At 61.2% G+C, this 14,260-nt stretch carries 18 protein-coding genes, 1 tRNA gene and 1 pseudogene; 17 read left to right on the top strand and 3 right to left on the bottom strand.

Going from position 1 to position 14,260, the window contains the following annotated elements; translation table 11 throughout:
• Nucleotides 1-382 precede the first annotated feature (382 nt).
• Nucleotides 383-943 (top strand): hypothetical protein, encoded by a 561-nt coding sequence (locus tag LE197_RS17175; RefSeq protein WP_226034085.1) that lies wholly within the window; start codon nucleotides 383-385, stop codon nucleotides 941-943.
• 120 nt (nucleotides 944-1,063) lie between these two features.
• On the opposite strand, the gene LE197_RS17180 is transcribed toward LE197_RS17175, so the two are convergent.
• The gene (locus LE197_RS17180) at nucleotides 1,064-1,468 is read right to left on the bottom strand and encodes an acyl-CoA thioesterase (protein WP_003112559.1); all 405 of its coding nucleotides are present in this window, start codon (nucleotides 1,466-1,468) and stop codon (nucleotides 1,064-1,066) included.
• A gap of 387 nt (nucleotides 1,469-1,855) precedes the next feature.
• A tRNA-Lys gene (locus LE197_RS17185) sits at nucleotides 1,856-1,972 on the bottom strand.
• 19 nt (nucleotides 1,973-1,991) lie between these two features.
• Between LE197_RS17185 and LE197_RS17190 the strand changes: the two genes are divergently transcribed.
• The 8 genes and pseudogenes from LE197_RS17190 to dnaB all read left to right on the top strand — a co-directional run bounded on the left by LE197_RS17190 (nucleotide 1,992) and on the right by dnaB (nucleotide 7,586).
• The gene (locus LE197_RS17190) at nucleotides 1,992-2,858 is read left to right on the top strand and encodes a ParA family protein (RefSeq protein WP_003120956.1); all 867 of its coding nucleotides are present in this window, start codon (nucleotides 1,992-1,994) and stop codon (nucleotides 2,856-2,858) included.
• Nucleotide 2,859: 1 nt separating this feature from the next.
• Nucleotides 2,860-3,597: a hypothetical protein gene (locus LE197_RS17195; RefSeq protein WP_016852973.1), complete on the top strand. Its 738-nt coding sequence runs from the start codon at nucleotides 2,860-2,862 to the stop codon at nucleotides 3,595-3,597.
• Nucleotides 3,594-4,085: a hypothetical protein gene (locus LE197_RS17200; protein WP_016852972.1), complete on the top strand. Its 492-nt coding sequence runs from the start codon at nucleotides 3,594-3,596 to the stop codon at nucleotides 4,083-4,085. The genes LE197_RS17195 and LE197_RS17200 overlap by 4 nt, the downstream gene beginning before the upstream one ends.
• Nucleotides 4,082-4,744 (top strand): hypothetical protein, encoded by a 663-nt coding sequence (locus tag LE197_RS17205; protein ID WP_023082646.1) that lies wholly within the window; start codon nucleotides 4,082-4,084, stop codon nucleotides 4,742-4,744. Before LE197_RS17200 ends, LE197_RS17205 begins: the two co-directional genes overlap by 4 nt.
• Nucleotides 4,741-5,424: a hypothetical protein gene (locus tag LE197_RS17210; protein ID WP_016852970.1), complete on the top strand. Its 684-nt coding sequence runs from the start codon at nucleotides 4,741-4,743 to the stop codon at nucleotides 5,422-5,424. Before LE197_RS17205 ends, LE197_RS17210 begins: the two co-directional genes overlap by 4 nt.
• A complete protein-coding gene (locus LE197_RS17215; RefSeq protein ID WP_003117025.1) occupies nucleotides 5,424-6,125 on the top strand; it encodes a DUF2786 domain-containing protein in 702 nt (233 codons plus the stop codon). Before LE197_RS17210 ends, LE197_RS17215 begins: the two co-directional genes overlap by 1 nt.
• Complete coding sequence (locus tag LE197_RS36895; protein ID WP_003117026.1) at nucleotides 6,122-6,247, top strand: hypothetical protein; 126 nt, start codon at nucleotides 6,122-6,124, stop codon at nucleotides 6,245-6,247. Before LE197_RS17215 ends, LE197_RS36895 begins: the two co-directional genes overlap by 4 nt.
• Nucleotides 6,244-7,586, top strand: a pseudogene (gene dnaB / locus LE197_RS17220) (replicative DNA helicase). Before LE197_RS36895 ends, dnaB begins: the two are co-directional and overlap by 4 nt.
• Nucleotides 7,587-8,024: 438 nt before the next feature.
• On the opposite strand, the gene LE197_RS17225 reads toward dnaB, so the two are convergent.
• Nucleotides 8,025-8,471 carry a hypothetical protein gene (locus LE197_RS17225; RefSeq protein WP_003117028.1) on the bottom strand — a complete coding sequence of 149 codons (447 nt, stop codon included), beginning with the start codon at nucleotides 8,469-8,471 and terminating at the stop codon, nucleotides 8,025-8,027.
• A 352-nt stretch (nucleotides 8,472-8,823) separates the two neighbouring features.
• On the opposite strand from LE197_RS17225, the gene LE197_RS17230 reads away from it, so the two are divergent.
• The 8 genes from LE197_RS17230 to LE197_RS17265 are packed head-to-tail and all read left to right on the top strand — an operon-like array spanning nucleotide 8,824 to nucleotide 14,250.
• Nucleotides 8,824-9,351, top strand: coding sequence for a hypothetical protein (locus LE197_RS17230; protein ID WP_003117030.1), 528 nt, complete (start codon nucleotides 8,824-8,826; stop codon nucleotides 9,349-9,351).
• A complete protein-coding gene (locus LE197_RS17235; RefSeq protein WP_003117031.1) occupies nucleotides 9,348-9,605 on the top strand; it encodes a hypothetical protein in 258 nt (85 codons plus the stop codon). The genes LE197_RS17230 and LE197_RS17235 overlap by 4 nt, the downstream gene beginning before the upstream one ends.
• Nucleotides 9,598-10,092, top strand: coding sequence for a hypothetical protein (locus LE197_RS17240; RefSeq protein WP_004347979.1), 495 nt, complete (start codon nucleotides 9,598-9,600; stop codon nucleotides 10,090-10,092). The genes LE197_RS17235 and LE197_RS17240 overlap by 8 nt, the downstream gene beginning before the upstream one ends.
• Nucleotides 10,085-10,318 (top strand): hypothetical protein, encoded by a 234-nt coding sequence (locus tag LE197_RS17245; protein WP_003103841.1) that lies wholly within the window; start codon nucleotides 10,085-10,087, stop codon nucleotides 10,316-10,318. Before LE197_RS17240 ends, LE197_RS17245 begins: the two co-directional genes overlap by 8 nt.
• Entirely contained in the window at nucleotides 10,318-11,340 is a 1,023-nt protein-coding gene (gene yejK, locus LE197_RS17250) for a nucleoid-associated protein YejK (protein ID WP_003117033.1), read from the top strand. Before LE197_RS17245 ends, yejK begins: the two co-directional genes overlap by 1 nt.
• Entirely contained in the window at nucleotides 11,337-12,227 is an 891-nt protein-coding gene (locus LE197_RS17255) for a DNA adenine methylase (RefSeq protein WP_016851600.1), read from the top strand. Before yejK ends, LE197_RS17255 begins: the two co-directional genes overlap by 4 nt.
• 20 nt (nucleotides 12,228-12,247) lie before the next feature.
• Nucleotides 12,248-12,517: an Arc family DNA-binding protein gene (locus LE197_RS17260; RefSeq protein WP_003117035.1), complete on the top strand. Its 270-nt coding sequence runs from the start codon at nucleotides 12,248-12,250 to the stop codon at nucleotides 12,515-12,517.
• Nucleotides 12,514-14,250, top strand: a complete 1,737-nt coding sequence (locus LE197_RS17265; protein WP_023464346.1) for a ParB family protein — start codon at nucleotides 12,514-12,516, stop codon at nucleotides 14,248-14,250. Before LE197_RS17260 ends, LE197_RS17265 begins: the two co-directional genes overlap by 4 nt.
• Nucleotides 14,251-14,260 lie beyond the last annotated feature (10 nt).

The raw sequence follows: 14,260 nt of genomic DNA on the forward strand, positions 1-14,260 counted from the left end.
CCCCGACCTCATGGAGTCATCGCGCGGCAGACGGCCTGACCCTAACGACGTCCAGCAGGCGTACCCGGCAGATCGACCGGCCAGTCGACGAGCGCCTGCCGCCCTCCCCCATCGCCGGCAGCTTGATGCCGCCAACAGCGGCGCAGCGTGCCTTCCGAGCAGTAAAGCCGGCCCGTCGTTCTCGTTCGAATGCGTGGCGGAGCGCACCCGAGGCGCCAGCCATCGACCATCCCGAACGTGCCGATGGAGCGAACTCCGAGCGAGTTCCCCCGCTTCGTCCATAGCTCATCTGTGCTAGTCGACCCTCACCTTGGGCTGCACCTATGATTCGTCCCTTGGATGACCCTCCGCGGTCGGGAACAAGACATTCAAGGACGAACTCATGGGCAAACCATTCCGTCACGCTCGGCGCTGGCTGCTGCCGCTCACCTTCATCTGCACGGCAACGACTGCGGTCGCCGAAAGCACCGGCGACTACTGGATCGTCTACGGCAAGGGCGAACGCTACAACAACGAGGTATTCGTCGCCAACGCCACCGGCATCTTGCAGCAACCCAAAGGTATCCAGTCGGCGCAGATCATCCAGCTATTCGAAGACCGGTCGATGCCGACGCTGACGGCCTACGAGGTCCAGTTCAAGTGCAAGGAGCGCAGGGTCCGCTTCGACAACGCACGCGCCATGCGCCGCATCGACAACGTCATCACCAACGTGAAAACCGTCGACGGCTGGATCGACCCGGGGAAATACGATTACTGGCTGCAACGCTCGTTCGCTTTCGTCTGCGCCCCGGCCATCCGCGACAACAACCAGATGTTGCCGCTGGGCAAGATGCCCATTGCACGCATGGTGCAGACCGTCCAGGCAATGTTCGTCGAACTGCAGGGCGTCCAGGCCAAGAAACAGACCATGCGCGATCTGGATGCGATGCTCGGCAACGAGTAGAAATGAAGGAAGGCGGCTTGCCGCCCTCCTCCGGAGCCCCACGGAGCAGGTCAGCGGCATGCCGCTCGCAGCGTCCTGCCGGCCGTAGCCAGCGCCGCGACGAATAGCCAGAATGTTTCTCTATGCGAGGAGCGCGCGGAGCTGCGCGGGGACCTCCATGACTTCGCGGGTATCCGGGGAGACACAGACCTGCGTCAGGCTCGCAGTGAACGCCACCACGTCCGGCGAAAGACGTCCTTCGACTGAAAACGAGAAAGAATGCGTCCCCACGTTCGACACGCCCACCTGCATCGTGAGCTCGTCGTCCCAGGTGACCGGATGCAGGAATTCCAGGGAGAACGCTCTCGCCGGGGGAAGAATCCTGAACCCCAGGAGGGTTCTGAGCCCCGGGCCGCCCAGCCAGACCCCGAGCGCCTCCTGCACCGCTTCCAGCACAAAGTATGAAAAACGTGGCGTATAGACGATCCCTTCGGGATCACAGTCGCCAAACAGTACCGTTCTCTTTATGAAAACCGGGGTCGGCATCGGGTCACTCATCCGGTCGCCAGGAAAGGAACCTCACTCTATGGGAGTCCCGGTCCGCTGACAAATCCTCGGATAGCCGTGCACCAGTTCACCAGGCTGCGCGGGGTCTGACAGGAACACGCCAGAACGAACGGGAAAGCGGCTGCCAGTACCGATATGACTGGCGGAAGCGCGAAACCGGCCTTCTTCCCGATGTCGATAAGGATAAGAGTTGCGGTGCGCTGGGGATGAGATATCCGGACTGCGGAAACAGAAAAGCCCGCCTTGTTGGGCGGGCTTTTCATATCGACTCGGTCGATTCTGGCCAGTTTCCTGGCCAAGGCATACTGCAGCTCCGAAGCTAAATTTGCGAGCTCTACGGAGAGCTACAGAAACTCCTTTCTAATATGGTGGGTCGTGTAGGATTCGAACCTACGACCAATTGGTTAAAAGACAATTGGCCTAGGTTTCTCTAGGAAGGGTTTCTACCCAGCCACCTTTCACACCAGCAGCCTCTAATGACCCCACATTAGAGGCTGTAGACATGAATGCGAAAGCGACTTCGGTTGTATCCACCAAGGGTGGTGTAGGGAAATCCACCACCGCCGCCAACCTCGGTGCATTTTGCGCCGATGCTGGCCTGAAAACCCTCCTCATCGACCTGGACCCCGTCCAGCCCTCCCTATCCTCGTACTACGAGCTTCCTGAAGTCGCCCAGGGCGGCATCTACGACCTGCTCGCCGCCAACATAACTGACCCAGCGAGGATCATCTCCAGGACGATTATCCCCAACCTGGACGTCGTGATTTCCAACGACCAGAACAACCAGCTCAACAACCTACTGCTCCAGGCGCCCGATGGCCGGCTTCGGCTGGCAAACCTCATGCCGTCCCTGAAGCAGGGCTACGACCTGGTGCTGATCGACACCCAAGGTGCGCGCTCCGCTTTACTCGAAATGGTCGTGCTCGCATCGGATCTGGTTGTTTCCCCCCTGCAGCCCAACATGCTCACTGCCCGCGAGTTCAACCGCGGCACAATGCAAATGCTCGATGGACTACGTCCCTACGAGCGCCTCGGCATGCGGATCCCCAATGTTCAGATCGTCATCAACTGCCTGGACCAGACCAATGACTCCCGGGCGATTCACGAGAATGTGCGTGCCATCTTCGATGAGCATCAGGACATTTCTGTGCTCGAAACGACTGTCCCGGATGCCGTCGTGTTTCGCAACGCAGCATCGCGCGGGCTACCAGCGCACCGCCTCGAAACGCGGCAACCCTCGAATCGCACATCCGCGCCCGCGCTGGAAATCATCCGTAACCTGGCCATCGAGGTCTTTCCCGAGTGGACTGACCGCTTCCTCGCGCTGACGCCGGAGGCGGTAGCAGCACTGGTCAAGGGAGGGCGCTGACATGGCGAAGCCTCCAATCACCCAAGCCCGCGACGTCGACGCAGAACTTGTGCTGCAACTGAACAAGTTCGGCAGCGCCGCCGACCTTCGGAGCCAACAGGCCAAGTTGACCGGCGCTGCGCGAGAAATACGCAAGCTGACTGGTGGCGGTACTGACCTGTTCGGGAAGCTGGGTTGCTACTTGAGCTTCGAGCAAAAGCAGCTCCTACAAGACGCTGCGCGCTTGCTCGACTCGGTGAACCAGCAGGTCGAGCATGCGAAGGAAAAGCGTGATCGCGACGAGAAACAGGCCAAGAAGCGGCGTGAGCTGCGCGGGCGCCTGGCCAAGCAACTGGTCGCCTCGAACTACCCGCTTCCGGGAAATACGCTCGAAGAGCGGCTGGAAATCCTGCAGATCGCGTTGATCTACAACCGGGCCAAGGTGTTCGATCCCCTGTACTCCACGCACCAGCTCCACTCAAAACTCAAACGCTGGCTGGAGCGTCCCAAGCAGCTCATCGGGTGGCGCAGTGAAGCCGAGTATTTCGCTAGTCAGGTGGGGAGCCTGCGATGTGACTTCATTAGCCACCTGACTAACGAAATCGCCTACGACGATGGCAGTGAAGTCGAGGAGCGCCTGCGCGTCATCAAGCAGACGGTCGCTGACTGCACCGCACAGATCGCTCTGACCAGCGAGGAGCAGGAAACCCTTCGGCTCTGGAAAGACGCTCTGCAATCGGCTCCGGAGGGCCTCATATGAACCTCCAGAACCGCAACAACCTCATCCTGAGCTTGATCGCCGAGACCCAGTTCGACGCCTACGTGCAAGGCTACATGGCCAAAGCAGGCGCCGCCGCCGGTGCTTCCGACAATCTGCTGGTCGAGGCTGAAGGTGCTGCGATGCTGCAGGGCCTTGTCGCTCCGGTTCGCGCTCAGCAGCGTGCCTGTGGACAGCCCCTGCAGAACGCCCTGCTCCAAATCGCCCACGACCTACTGTTGCAGACGAAGTCGCAACTGGCCATCGCGGCCAATGCCAGCTCGATCCACGTGATCCAGCGGGACATGAACAGGGCTATCTGGAATATCGCGACTGCCATCGATCACCTGGCCGAGTTCGCCCAACCCTCCCAGGACACTGTGAAGGTCATCGAGCGGCTGATGCTCTTCGTCGGCAGTAGCCCGGAAGGTCAGCAACTGGCCGCAGAGGCAAGTGCGGTGCTTGGCATTAGCGAGGGGGGCCTGGCATGAAGCCTATGATTCAAGCCCACCTGGTCGAGCGCGACCAGTTCGGCTTCTGGACCCATCCGAACTATCCGGATCTGGCCGACAACTGCTCTTCCAACGAAGCGCAGGAAACGCTGCGTCGGCTTGGCCTTGAGTTGCAGACCGTCTTCATGGAGTCGGATGCGCCTCGCCTCTACGACTCTGCCCGTTCGGACCAACGATACAGCGAGTGGATCCCAACGCGGCCCGAAGGCGCCGGTTGGTTCGTGCTGTCGATCCACGATACCGATAACGGCCCGGTGTGCCAGTACGTGCGACCGCTCGGAGAACACCTGAGTCCAATCGATCTCGATGCGGCAGCAGAACAGCATGAGCGCCTGCTCAGCGAGGCTTGTGCCAAGGCCTTGAATCAGCGCGACGCCGCCCTGGCCGAAATCAAGCGCAACAAGCTCACCATCGCGGCCATGAACGAGGTGCACGCGAAACTCGCCGCAGATCTGGAGGCCGTCCAAGCCAGGGTTGCGGGGTTGCATCGCGCTCTAAAGGTGATCGTTGACGCTGCAGAACACGGTTCTTGGCCGACAACCGTCCTGCACGGGATTGATAAAGCACGTGCCATGCTCGCCGCCGCCCCTTCCCAAGCTAAGCCCAGCACCGACGACGGGCAGGGAGGCAGGCCATGAGTGACCCCAAGCTCAAGCCCTGCCCGCTCTGCGGCAGCACGAACATTCGAATGCTGGAACCCGAGCTGCTCGACACCGATGCCTGGAACTCTGCCATTGAATGCCAGGACTGCCAGGTTCACATCGGGCCGTCCTACTGCGAGCCAGACCCGGTAACAGCGAGGTATTCAGCACAGGTCGACTGGAACAGGCGCCCAAACGCAAAAAGCCACGCGGACGAGCGTGAGCAGTTCTTGATGGCCAACCTGCTCGCCGCCCTGGAGGTCGCACTGGGCGACGTAGCAGCCCTGGCTATTGTCGACCGGGTAAGGCAGGTCGCAGACCGAATTTACCCCACCTCGAGCCTATCCCCTGTTCCCCAAGCATGGCTCGATGTCCAAGCCGAGCGCCGCCGGCAGATCGAGGCCGAAGGCTGGACGCCAGAGCACGACGACGAGCACAGCCACGGCCAGATGGCCCGAGCCGCCGCCTGCTACGCCCTGGCCGGCTCCAGCGCTCCGAACGATGGAACCGCCGCCCTGCTGGTGTCGCTGGCATGGCCTTGGGATGAGCAGTGGTGGAAGCCAACCACGGTGCGACGAGATATGGTCAAGGCCTGCGCCCTGGCGCTGGCTGAGATCGAGCGCCTGGACCGCACCGCGCCCGTGCAGGGCTCAACCTGCTGCAAGGGGGACGCGTAATGGACAAGCAAAAAGTCCTCGCCAAGGTCGAGAAGCTGATGGCCCTGGCGAATGCCAAGGGGGCCACACCGAACGAGGCGGAAACCGCATTGCGCCAGGCCGCGATCCTGAAGCGCCAGTTCGACCTCAGCGATGCGGAGATCTCGGCCCACACGGTGGAAACCGCGTGCGTTCCCACTCGAACCAGGCGCTCTCCTGCCCCATGGCTGCATGAACTGGCCGGGATCTGCGCCAGTTCCTTCGGCTGCGACTACCTGGCGGCATACGCGATGCCAGCGGGCTGGACGTTCAAGTTCATGGGCCGAGGAATCGGCCCTGAGCTGGCCGCTCACGCCTACTCTACGCTCCACCACCAACTGGTGGCGGCGCGCTCGGGTCATGTCGCCCAACAGAAGCGCTGCAAGCTGTCGACCAAGCGCCGTCGCAGCAAGCTCTTCGTCGAAGGCTGGCTTCTCGCAGTGCGTTCGTTGGTACGTGACTTTGCCGGCAGGCCGGACGAGTCGACTCAAGCAGCCATCAAGGCCTACCTCGAACTACACCATCCGGAGCTGAAACTCCTGCAGCCGGCAGCGCCGACGAAGCCCCTGGCCTATGACCAGGCTTCGCTGCACGCAGGCTGGGAGCACGGCAAAAACACTCGCCTGCACCGCGGCGTCAGCCGGCGAGTTCAGGGCGCGCTCGAGCAGGGAGGTTCCCGATGACTCGCTCTGCTCTCTCGAACATCGCCATCGAGTCCGCCAAGGTGGAGGTGAAAGCGCTGGAGATCATCGGCGCCCCGGGCGGAAGCACGTTCATGCAGATCGGCCGGGAGGACTCGAAGTGAGTGTTCTGGAACTCACGCCGCCGCACTCCGTCGAGGCGGAGCAAGGGGTACTCGGTGGCCTGATGCTGGACAACGCGGCATGGGACATTGTCGGCGATCACCTGCAGAAGGAGGACTTCTTCCGGCATGAACATCGGCTGATCTTCACCGCCATCAGCGAGTTGGCCGCGAAGGACGCCCCGTTTGACGTCGTGACGGTGTCGGAAGCGATCGAAGACCTTCCAGAAGCCGGCGGGCTGGCCTACCTCGGCCAGCTCGCTGACAACACGCCCTCCGTGGCCAATATCGAGGCTTACGCGCAGATCGTTCGCGATCGGGCGCACCTGCGGCAGTTGATGTCTCTCGGGCATCACTGCACCAGAACCGCCTCGAACCACCAGGCGAATCCCTGTGAGGTTCAGGAGGAGATCGAGCAGAAGCTGTTCGCCCTCGGCCAAGATCAGCACAAGTCCGACTTTGTCGATATCAACAAGGGCCTCGCGAAGATCGTCGACACCATCGATTACCGCTTCAACAACAACGTGACGGTAACGGGGGTCCCGACAGGCCTGAAGGATCTCGACGAGCTCTCCGGCGGACTACAGAAGTCGGATCTCATCATCGTCGGTGCCCGTCCTCGATGGGCAAAACGTCGTTTGCCCTCAACTTGATCGACGCCGCGCTGCAGAGCGACCAACAGAAGTCTGTCCAGGTTTACAGCATGGAAATGCCAGCAGAGCAGCTGCTGTTCAGGCTTGCTGCCCTGCTCGGCCACCTGGACCTTGGCAAGCTGATGAAGGGCCAACTGCAAGAAGAGGATTGGCCCAGGCTGACCGTCGCGATCCAGCGCATAAACGACTATGGCAGCCGACTGGTCATCAACGACCAGGGCAACCTGACGCCGACTGAGCTGCGCGCCAAGGTTCGCCGTGCAGCCAGGAAGTACGGCCACCCCGTACTGATCCTGGTCGACTACCTGCAGCTGATGCGCTGCCCAGGCCTGGAAAACCGAGCCACCGAGATCTCGGAAATCTCCCGCTCGCTGAAAGCACTGGCCAAGGAAATGGATTGCCCCGTCGTGGCCCTGTCCCAGCTCAATCGCAGCCTGGAGAACCGGCCGAACAAGCGACCGAACAACGCAGACCTGCGTGAGAGCGGCGCGATCGAGCAGGACGCGGACGTGATCATGTTCGTGTACCGCGACGAGGTCTACCACCCCAACACCGAGGCCAAGGGCATCGCCGAAATCATCATCGGCAAGTACCGCAACGGCCCTATCGGCACCGTCCACACCGCCTTCATCGCCAACCAGACCCGCTTCGCCGACCTTGCACCAACTTGGCAGGGAGCTCTTGCATGAGCTCCTTCATTGAACTTCCGATCTCTCGCCGGCGGGAGCCGGCAAGGAGTCTAGTCATGCGTGACCAGCAGCCCGCTAACAATCTCCTTTCGATAGCGAGCGCCGAATGGATACAAGCCTTGCAGAACTTCTGCCACCACGGACGAGTGTATGACGGGTCCGCCGCCAATGCCTGGCTATTGGATGCCTGCCTACTTGTTCCCAGCGCTGCCCTCATCCACGGTGTCATCGAGTACGTTCTTAACAGCCGTGAGGACATACCATACGGAGGGCTACGCCCAAGCTGGGTGGCTCAGCGGCTCGAGCAGGAGGGATTGATTAGTCACCGGTGCGGGGCAGTCTTGCACTGGCAGGAGCACGGCTATCGCTTTTCCACGGTGGTCAGGATCGACCCCGAACAGATTTGGCCCGATAAGCGCTCGAGACCCGAAGCATTCGTTACCGGACCACTAGATAGCCAGGAGCTTGGGGTAATTGAAATCCTGGCGCATCCGAACGCCAGACGTCGTAGTCCGTCCCCGGTGCGCCTGGCAGCACTGGTTCGATCTTCGCTAGCCATACCTGCTGAGCCTCTTCATCCCATTGCAAATCCGCCAGTTCTTCATGCAGTGCTAGCCACCTATCCCGAATTGGCATCTCCCGAATGGTTTCCAGTGGCCAGGAGTAGCGACGCATGAGCGCATACTCAATGGCATCCATGCCCCATAGCCTCCAGCCTTTGTCACGTGCCAGTGAGTTACCAAGGGTACACAGCACAAAGACTTGGCTTATCCATTGCGCTCTGGCCATCGTCATAGGCAATCCGTCCCCCTTTTGTGAGTCAGGAACGCATGCCTGGATCTGGATAAGCATCTCGTCGTATCCAAAGCGGTATTCGTTCTTCATGCCGGACCTCCTGTGGTCTGGGTGGGTTTGTTTGGCGACGCCAACCTTACCACCGGATGCGTCCGGCTCCCTTTTAGCAGCGACCGTCACGCCTTCAGCGCTACCGGTCCTGCAATCTCATTTTTCATCTCATCTTCCGCTGCCAGTTGCCGGCCCACGCCGGCAAGGAGTCCACGCATGACCACTTCCCAGCACCTGGTCACCCACCAGTGCATGAATTGTGACCAGCACCACCCACACCACTTGGTGCGCCAGGTTCTCCCCGCCGAGAACACCCCGGAAGGTGAAGCCGAGGTGTTGGTCTGCCCCTGCTGCGGGAGCTACGACGTCCATCAGTTGGAGGCAGTCCGAGATGAACACTGAAGCCCGTTTCCCGAGCATCCACGCCTCGGCCGCGTTCACCGACTCGGCGGTGGTTCATGCCAATCACGTTGGGGTCAACCCGATCGAGCTGGACGCCCTCAGCCAAGTGATCTCGCGCCTTTCGCGGGACGAGAGCACGGTCGCGCCCAGTTCGATGGAGCGAGAGCTTCGTGAGCTGGAAGAACTGGGGTACATCGAGATCTCAACCACCCAGGCCGGGACCCTGGTGGTCACTACGCGCGCTCCGGGGCAACTGCTTTCGGCCTACTTCTGGTCGGTATGGATCCCGCGACACATGTTCAGCTGCTCGCTGAAAGTGAGCCTGGTGCCGCACCTCTGCTGCGGCACTCAGGACTCACAGCACCTCACCGCCGTGTTCCGCATTGCAGGCAGCAAGGACGCCGCGCGTGAGTTCCTGCATCAGTTGGCCAACAACTATCCCGGGCATGAGCCGGAGTTGCCCGAACTGGTGGCCGTTCAGGTCGGTGATGCACTCAGCAAGGAGGCCGAATCATGAAGGCGTCCCAGACCTATCAGTGCATCGTCAAGTTCGATGGTGCCGGCTTCTGGACCAATACCATTAAGAAGCAGCGTGCGACCTGCACCTGGAGCGACAAGGTGGCAGCCTCCCGCCTTGACGAACGGCTGTTTGGCGAGGACAACGCCTACATCACTCGTATGCCGGCACAGGCAGGCGACCACGAAAAGCGCGTCGAGAGCCGCTGGGAGCTGTCCTGTGGCAATCCCAAGGAGGTAGCGTGCGATGGCTGACGTCACTGCCTACCGACCGCTCGAGCACTTCCAGAAAGGCGAGCTGATGCTCGAGCTCAAGTTGCGTGAAGGTCCTTCGTGGATCTGTCTGAACTGCGGCTATCACCTGGATGGCAGCGGCGCACAGCCCTGCCCTGACTGCGGAAAGTCGCGCTACTGGACCAGCGGTTGGAGTGTAGGTCGTGGCCATCGCTTCTCGGCAGCAAGGGAGGAGTGGGAAAACCGCCTCAGGACACGGTCGCGGTCACCTGTCGCGTCAACGGCACCAGTAGCAACTGACGACGTATGCACTCAACTGCGCACAGAGGTCCGCATGCTGCGTTCCGCGCATGACGACCTGGCCTGCAGCCGGCAGAGCGATCGTCGCAGCCTTCAGGCGCTGGTGAAACGTCTCCTGGATGCCGCCGCCACCGATAGCCTTCCCCGCTCCCTTGCAGAGATGGAGACCTGGCTGCAGCTCAACAGCGAGGAGACCACGAATGCGTAGTTTCCTTCGCGGCGCCCGGGAAAGCGTTCGCCGGCTGGTGGCCTTCGCTCAAGCCGAAGGCTGGAGCGTCGACCGCTCCGCCGGCGGCCACTTGAAGCTCAGCAAGATCGGCTGCGCCTCGATCTTCATCTCTTCCACGCCAAGCGACGCACGCGGCGAGCTCAATGCCCGCGCCCTGCTCCGTCGAGCCGACAGGCAGCGTTCCCTGAACCAGGAGTCTTTCTGATGCCTATCAAACACGCCATCGTCCACCTGATCGAGAAGAAGCCCGACGGCACCCCGGCCGTGCTCCACGCGCGCGACGCCGAACTGGGCGGCTCCCAGGCCATCGAGAACCTGCTGGCCGACCTCAACGAAAGCTACAACGCCAAGAACAAGGCCTGGGGCTTCTTCCAGGGCGAGTCCGGAGCCTACCCGTTCAGCGGCTGGCTCGGTGAATACCTGGAGGGCGACCGCGACTTCGTCGGCTTCAGCCGCGAAGCGGTCGAGCACCTGCAGAAGCTGATGGAGGAGTCCAATCTCTCCACCGGCGGCCACGTCCTGTTCGCCCACTACCAGCAGGGCATGACCGACTACCTGGCGATCGCCCTGCTGCACCACAGCGAAGGCGTGGCGGTGAACGAGTCGCTGGAGGTCTCCCCGTCGCGGCACCTCGACTTCGGCCAGCTGTACCTGGCCGCGCGGATCAACATCTCCGAGTGGCGTAACAACAAGCAGTCGATGCAGTACATCTCGTTCATCAAGGGCAAGGGCGGGAAGAAGACCTCCGACTATTTCCGCGACTTCATCGGCTGCCAGGAGGGCATCGACTCACCCGGTGAAACCCGTACCTTGCTCAAGGCCTTCAGCGACTTCGTGGAAAGCGAGGGCATGGCCGAGCAGCAGGCCCGTGAGAAGACCGAGACGCTGGTCGACTACGCCACCTCCCAGGCGCGCATCGGCGAGTCGATGACCCTCGACGCACTCTCGGAACTGATGGACGACCAGCAACCGCGGGCGTTCTACGACTACATCCGCAACAAGGACTACGGCCTGTCGCCGGAAATCCCGGCGGACAAGCGCACCCTCAACCAGTTCCGCCGCTTCACCGGCCGCGCCGAGGGCCTGTCGATCAGCTTCGAGGCGCACCTGCTGGGCTCCAGGATCGAGTACGACGAGGAGCGCGACACGCTGAGGATCAGCAGTCTCCCCACTCAGCTTCGCGACCAGCTCAAGCGCCGCAAGGCGGAGCAGGAGAGCACGTCATGAAAGGGGTTCGTCGCCCAATCCTGCGCTACCACGGAGGCAAGTGGAAACTTGCTCCCTGGATCATCCAGCACCTGGCGCCACATCACACTTACGTCGAGCCCTTCGGCGGCGCAGCCTCCGTCCTGCTCCGGAAAGCCCGCAGCTACGCCGAGATCTATAACGACCTCGACGGGGACGTGGTGAACCTGTTCCGAGTCGCGCGGGATCACGGTGAGGAACTGCGCCAGGCCCTGGCGCTTACCCCGTTTGCCCGGGAAGAGTTCGAAGCCAGCTACGCGGAAACGTCCGATCCGCTCGAGCGCGCGCGGCGGATGGTTATCCGAAGCTTGCAAGGTTTCGGTACCGCAGCTGCGTCCGGCGAACGTACAGGGTTCCGCTCAACCTCGACCAGATCCGGTACCGGACCTGCACTGGACTGGCGCAACTACCCCGACACGCTGACCGCGATAACAGAACGCCTGCAGGGCGTGGTGATTGAGAACCGCGACGCCCTCGCGCTGATGGAGTATCACGACCGGCCGAATACGCTGCACTACGTGGATCCGCCCTATGTCCACTCGACCCGCAGCACGAAGGTGCGCCACAACGCCACCGGCAAGTCGTACCGGTACGAACTGGACGACAACCAGCACAAGGAGTTGGCGGCATTCCTCAAACGGCTGCGCGGCATGGTGGTGCTCTCCGGATATCCCTGCCCCCTCTACGACGAGCTCTACAGCACCTGGCACAGAGTCGACCGCCACGCCTATGCAGACGGCTCCAGAGAGCGAATCGAATGCCTCTGGCTCAACAGCGCAGCGCTTGAGGGGTTGGCACAACTGGATTTCTTCCAGGCCAGTAATGCGTCTCCATCGCCCTCATTCCAGACCACGGCCGCTCATTACTGAGCGATCTGCAGGAGAACAACATGAAGAACGTTACTTCGATCGACCGCAAACACGCAGAAGACAAGTTTGTTGTACGCATGCCGCAAGGGCTCCGCGATCAACTCAAGCAAAAAGCCGCGGATAACCACCGCTCGGCCAACAGCGAGATCGTCTACCGGCTGGAGCGCAGCAACGCGCTCGAAGAAGAACTCGCTCGAGCGAACCGAATGGTCGACGAGCTCTTCGCCAAGAACCAGCGTCTGCAGGCAGAGCTGGCTGCGGCGAACACGCCTCAGGTGGCGGAGGCATGAGTATGGCCAAGATCAACCCGCAAGATCTGAAAGACCGGCTACTTGCCCCTGGTTTCACCGCGCCGCCCGTTCTTGAGCAGTTGTCGGACCCGATCAGCGACACCCCCATGGTGCTGACACTCGACCAGGTCCTCCCCTGGCACGATAACCCCCGGACCACTCGAAACCCGAAATACGATGAGCTGAAAGAATCGATCCGGCATCGAGGTCTCGATACGCCGCCACCAGTAACTCGACGCCCTGGCGAAGACAAATACCGCATTCGCAACGGCGGAAACACTCGCCTGGAAATTCTCAACGAGCTCTACAAAGAGACCGGCGACGAGCGTTACTTCCGTTTCAACTGCCTGTTCAGGCCCTGGGACAAGCAGCGCGGCGAAATCATCGCGCTGACCGGTCACTTGGCCGAAAACGATTTGAAGGGTGACCTCAAGTTCATTGAGCGAGCTATCGGAGTAAAAAAAGCGAAAGTCCTTTATGAGCAGGAAAGCGGCGGTGAAAACATTTCCCAGCGTGAGCTGGCACGTCGGCTAAAAGCGGATGGCTACCCAGTATCTCAGTCCCACATAAGCAAAATGCTGGATACCGTTGAGGTCCTGCTTCCAGCCATTCCAAGCATGCTGTACTCGGGCCTGGGAGTTGATCGTGTCTCTCGCATTCTCTCACTACGAAAGGCTTCCCTGGGCTGCTGGAAACGCCTTTACTCCGGCGAGGGTATCGACTTCGAGATGCTGTTCCAGGACACCCTGGCGATCTTCGACAGTAGCCCTGACGAGTTCATTTTCGAGCGTTTCCAGGACGAACTCATCGACCAGATGAAGCGTCCCTTGGGCCTTCGCTATGATCAAATCCTGCTCGAGATCACCAACGGCCAGCAGGAGCAGCGCCGCGGCACTCTGGTCGACCTGCCCGCACCTGCCGCACCACCTGGAATCCCAGCCGTAGGGCAGGAAAATCCTGCTGCGTCGACTACTGGACAAGCACAATCACAGAGCCCCGCTGCCGGCCTCCAAACGTCCAAGACCAATAGCCTCCCGGGTAATCCCTCTACCCCGCCAACTCCGCCACTACCTGTACAACAGCAGCAACTGACCGACGAGGAGCGTGCTGAACTCTTGGCAGGTCATATCGTGAGCCCGGTATCCACCAAGATTCAGCAGACTCGCCAACGGCTGGCCGCTCTCGAGGGTGAACATCTACCTGTCTTCGAGGAAACAGCTCTGCAGGCAATCCCGGTGCAAGTCGGCGGCCTGCACCCGATCACCGACCTCTGGTACATCGAGCGGTCGATCGACACCCCCGAAATCCTGCGACAGCACATCGCTGACTTGGTGGAAGAAATTGCCGTTATCGTCGGCGCCCCCGGAACGATCGAGAGGATTCAAGGTGGTGTGGGCTACTCGTACCGGGAGCCAGCAGAAGATTGCGAACTTTCTGAGGCAGCCCTGCACCTGATCACCTTGTTTCAGTCTCTCAGTGGCCAGGTCCAGGTAATCCTGGACAAGGTCGACTCGCAAACTTGTCGTGATGCTCTGGGTGAATTCCAGTTCTCAGCTGGCCTCGCTCAGTTGCTGCTGGGCCAACCCACCACAGGCGATCAGCCATCCAGCCAGGCAGGCCGTCTTAATGACGAAGCCCTGGTGAAACTGTTCCGGATCATTCGTCTTGCCCGGCGCCTGGTTGACCTTGAGCTGCCGCCGGCCACCTCCGAGCAAGCAGCTACCGACCAGTGATTTCGCACGA

This window comes from Pseudomonas sp. PS1(2021) (assembly GCF_020405165.1).
Classification (GTDB): Bacteria; Pseudomonadota; Gammaproteobacteria; order Pseudomonadales; family Pseudomonadaceae; genus Pseudomonas; species Pseudomonas aeruginosa.

What these genes read in the sequence shown, in the direction of transcription:
- LE197_RS17175 (WP_226034085.1), top strand. Translation starts at nt 383, where the DNA reads ATGGGCAAACCATTCCGTCACGCTCGGCGCTGGCTGCTGCCGCTCACC.
- LE197_RS17180 (WP_003112559.1), bottom strand. Translation starts at nt 1,468, where the DNA reads ATGCCGACCCCGGTTTTCATAAAGAGAACGGTACTGTTTGGCGACTGT.
- LE197_RS17190 (WP_003120956.1), top strand. Translation starts at nt 1,992, where the DNA reads ATGAATGCGAAAGCGACTTCGGTTGTATCCACCAAGGGTGGTGTAGGG.
- LE197_RS17195 (WP_016852973.1), top strand. Translation starts at nt 2,860, where the DNA reads ATGGCGAAGCCTCCAATCACCCAAGCCCGCGACGTCGACGCAGAACTT.
- LE197_RS17200 (WP_016852972.1), top strand. Translation starts at nt 3,594, where the DNA reads ATGAACCTCCAGAACCGCAACAACCTCATCCTGAGCTTGATCGCCGAG.
- LE197_RS17205 (WP_023082646.1), top strand. Translation starts at nt 4,082, where the DNA reads ATGAAGCCTATGATTCAAGCCCACCTGGTCGAGCGCGACCAGTTCGGC.
- LE197_RS17210 (WP_016852970.1), top strand. Translation starts at nt 4,741, where the DNA reads ATGAGTGACCCCAAGCTCAAGCCCTGCCCGCTCTGCGGCAGCACGAAC.
- LE197_RS17215 (WP_003117025.1), top strand. Translation starts at nt 5,424, where the DNA reads ATGGACAAGCAAAAAGTCCTCGCCAAGGTCGAGAAGCTGATGGCCCTG.
- LE197_RS36895 (WP_003117026.1), top strand. Translation starts at nt 6,122, where the DNA reads ATGACTCGCTCTGCTCTCTCGAACATCGCCATCGAGTCCGCCAAGGTG.
- LE197_RS17225 (WP_003117028.1), bottom strand. Translation starts at nt 8,471, where the DNA reads ATGAAGAACGAATACCGCTTTGGATACGACGAGATGCTTATCCAGATC.
- LE197_RS17230 (WP_003117030.1), top strand. Translation starts at nt 8,824, where the DNA reads ATGAACACTGAAGCCCGTTTCCCGAGCATCCACGCCTCGGCCGCGTTC.
- LE197_RS17235 (WP_003117031.1), top strand. Translation starts at nt 9,348, where the DNA reads ATGAAGGCGTCCCAGACCTATCAGTGCATCGTCAAGTTCGATGGTGCC.
- LE197_RS17240 (WP_004347979.1), top strand. Translation starts at nt 9,598, where the DNA reads ATGGCTGACGTCACTGCCTACCGACCGCTCGAGCACTTCCAGAAAGGC.
- LE197_RS17245 (WP_003103841.1), top strand. Translation starts at nt 10,085, where the DNA reads ATGCGTAGTTTCCTTCGCGGCGCCCGGGAAAGCGTTCGCCGGCTGGTG.
- yejK (WP_003117033.1), top strand. Translation starts at nt 10,318, where the DNA reads ATGCCTATCAAACACGCCATCGTCCACCTGATCGAGAAGAAGCCCGAC.
- LE197_RS17255 (WP_016851600.1), top strand. Translation starts at nt 11,337, where the DNA reads ATGAAAGGGGTTCGTCGCCCAATCCTGCGCTACCACGGAGGCAAGTGG.
- LE197_RS17260 (WP_003117035.1), top strand. Translation starts at nt 12,248, where the DNA reads ATGAAGAACGTTACTTCGATCGACCGCAAACACGCAGAAGACAAGTTT.
- LE197_RS17265 (WP_023464346.1), top strand. Translation starts at nt 12,514, where the DNA reads ATGAGTATGGCCAAGATCAACCCGCAAGATCTGAAAGACCGGCTACTT.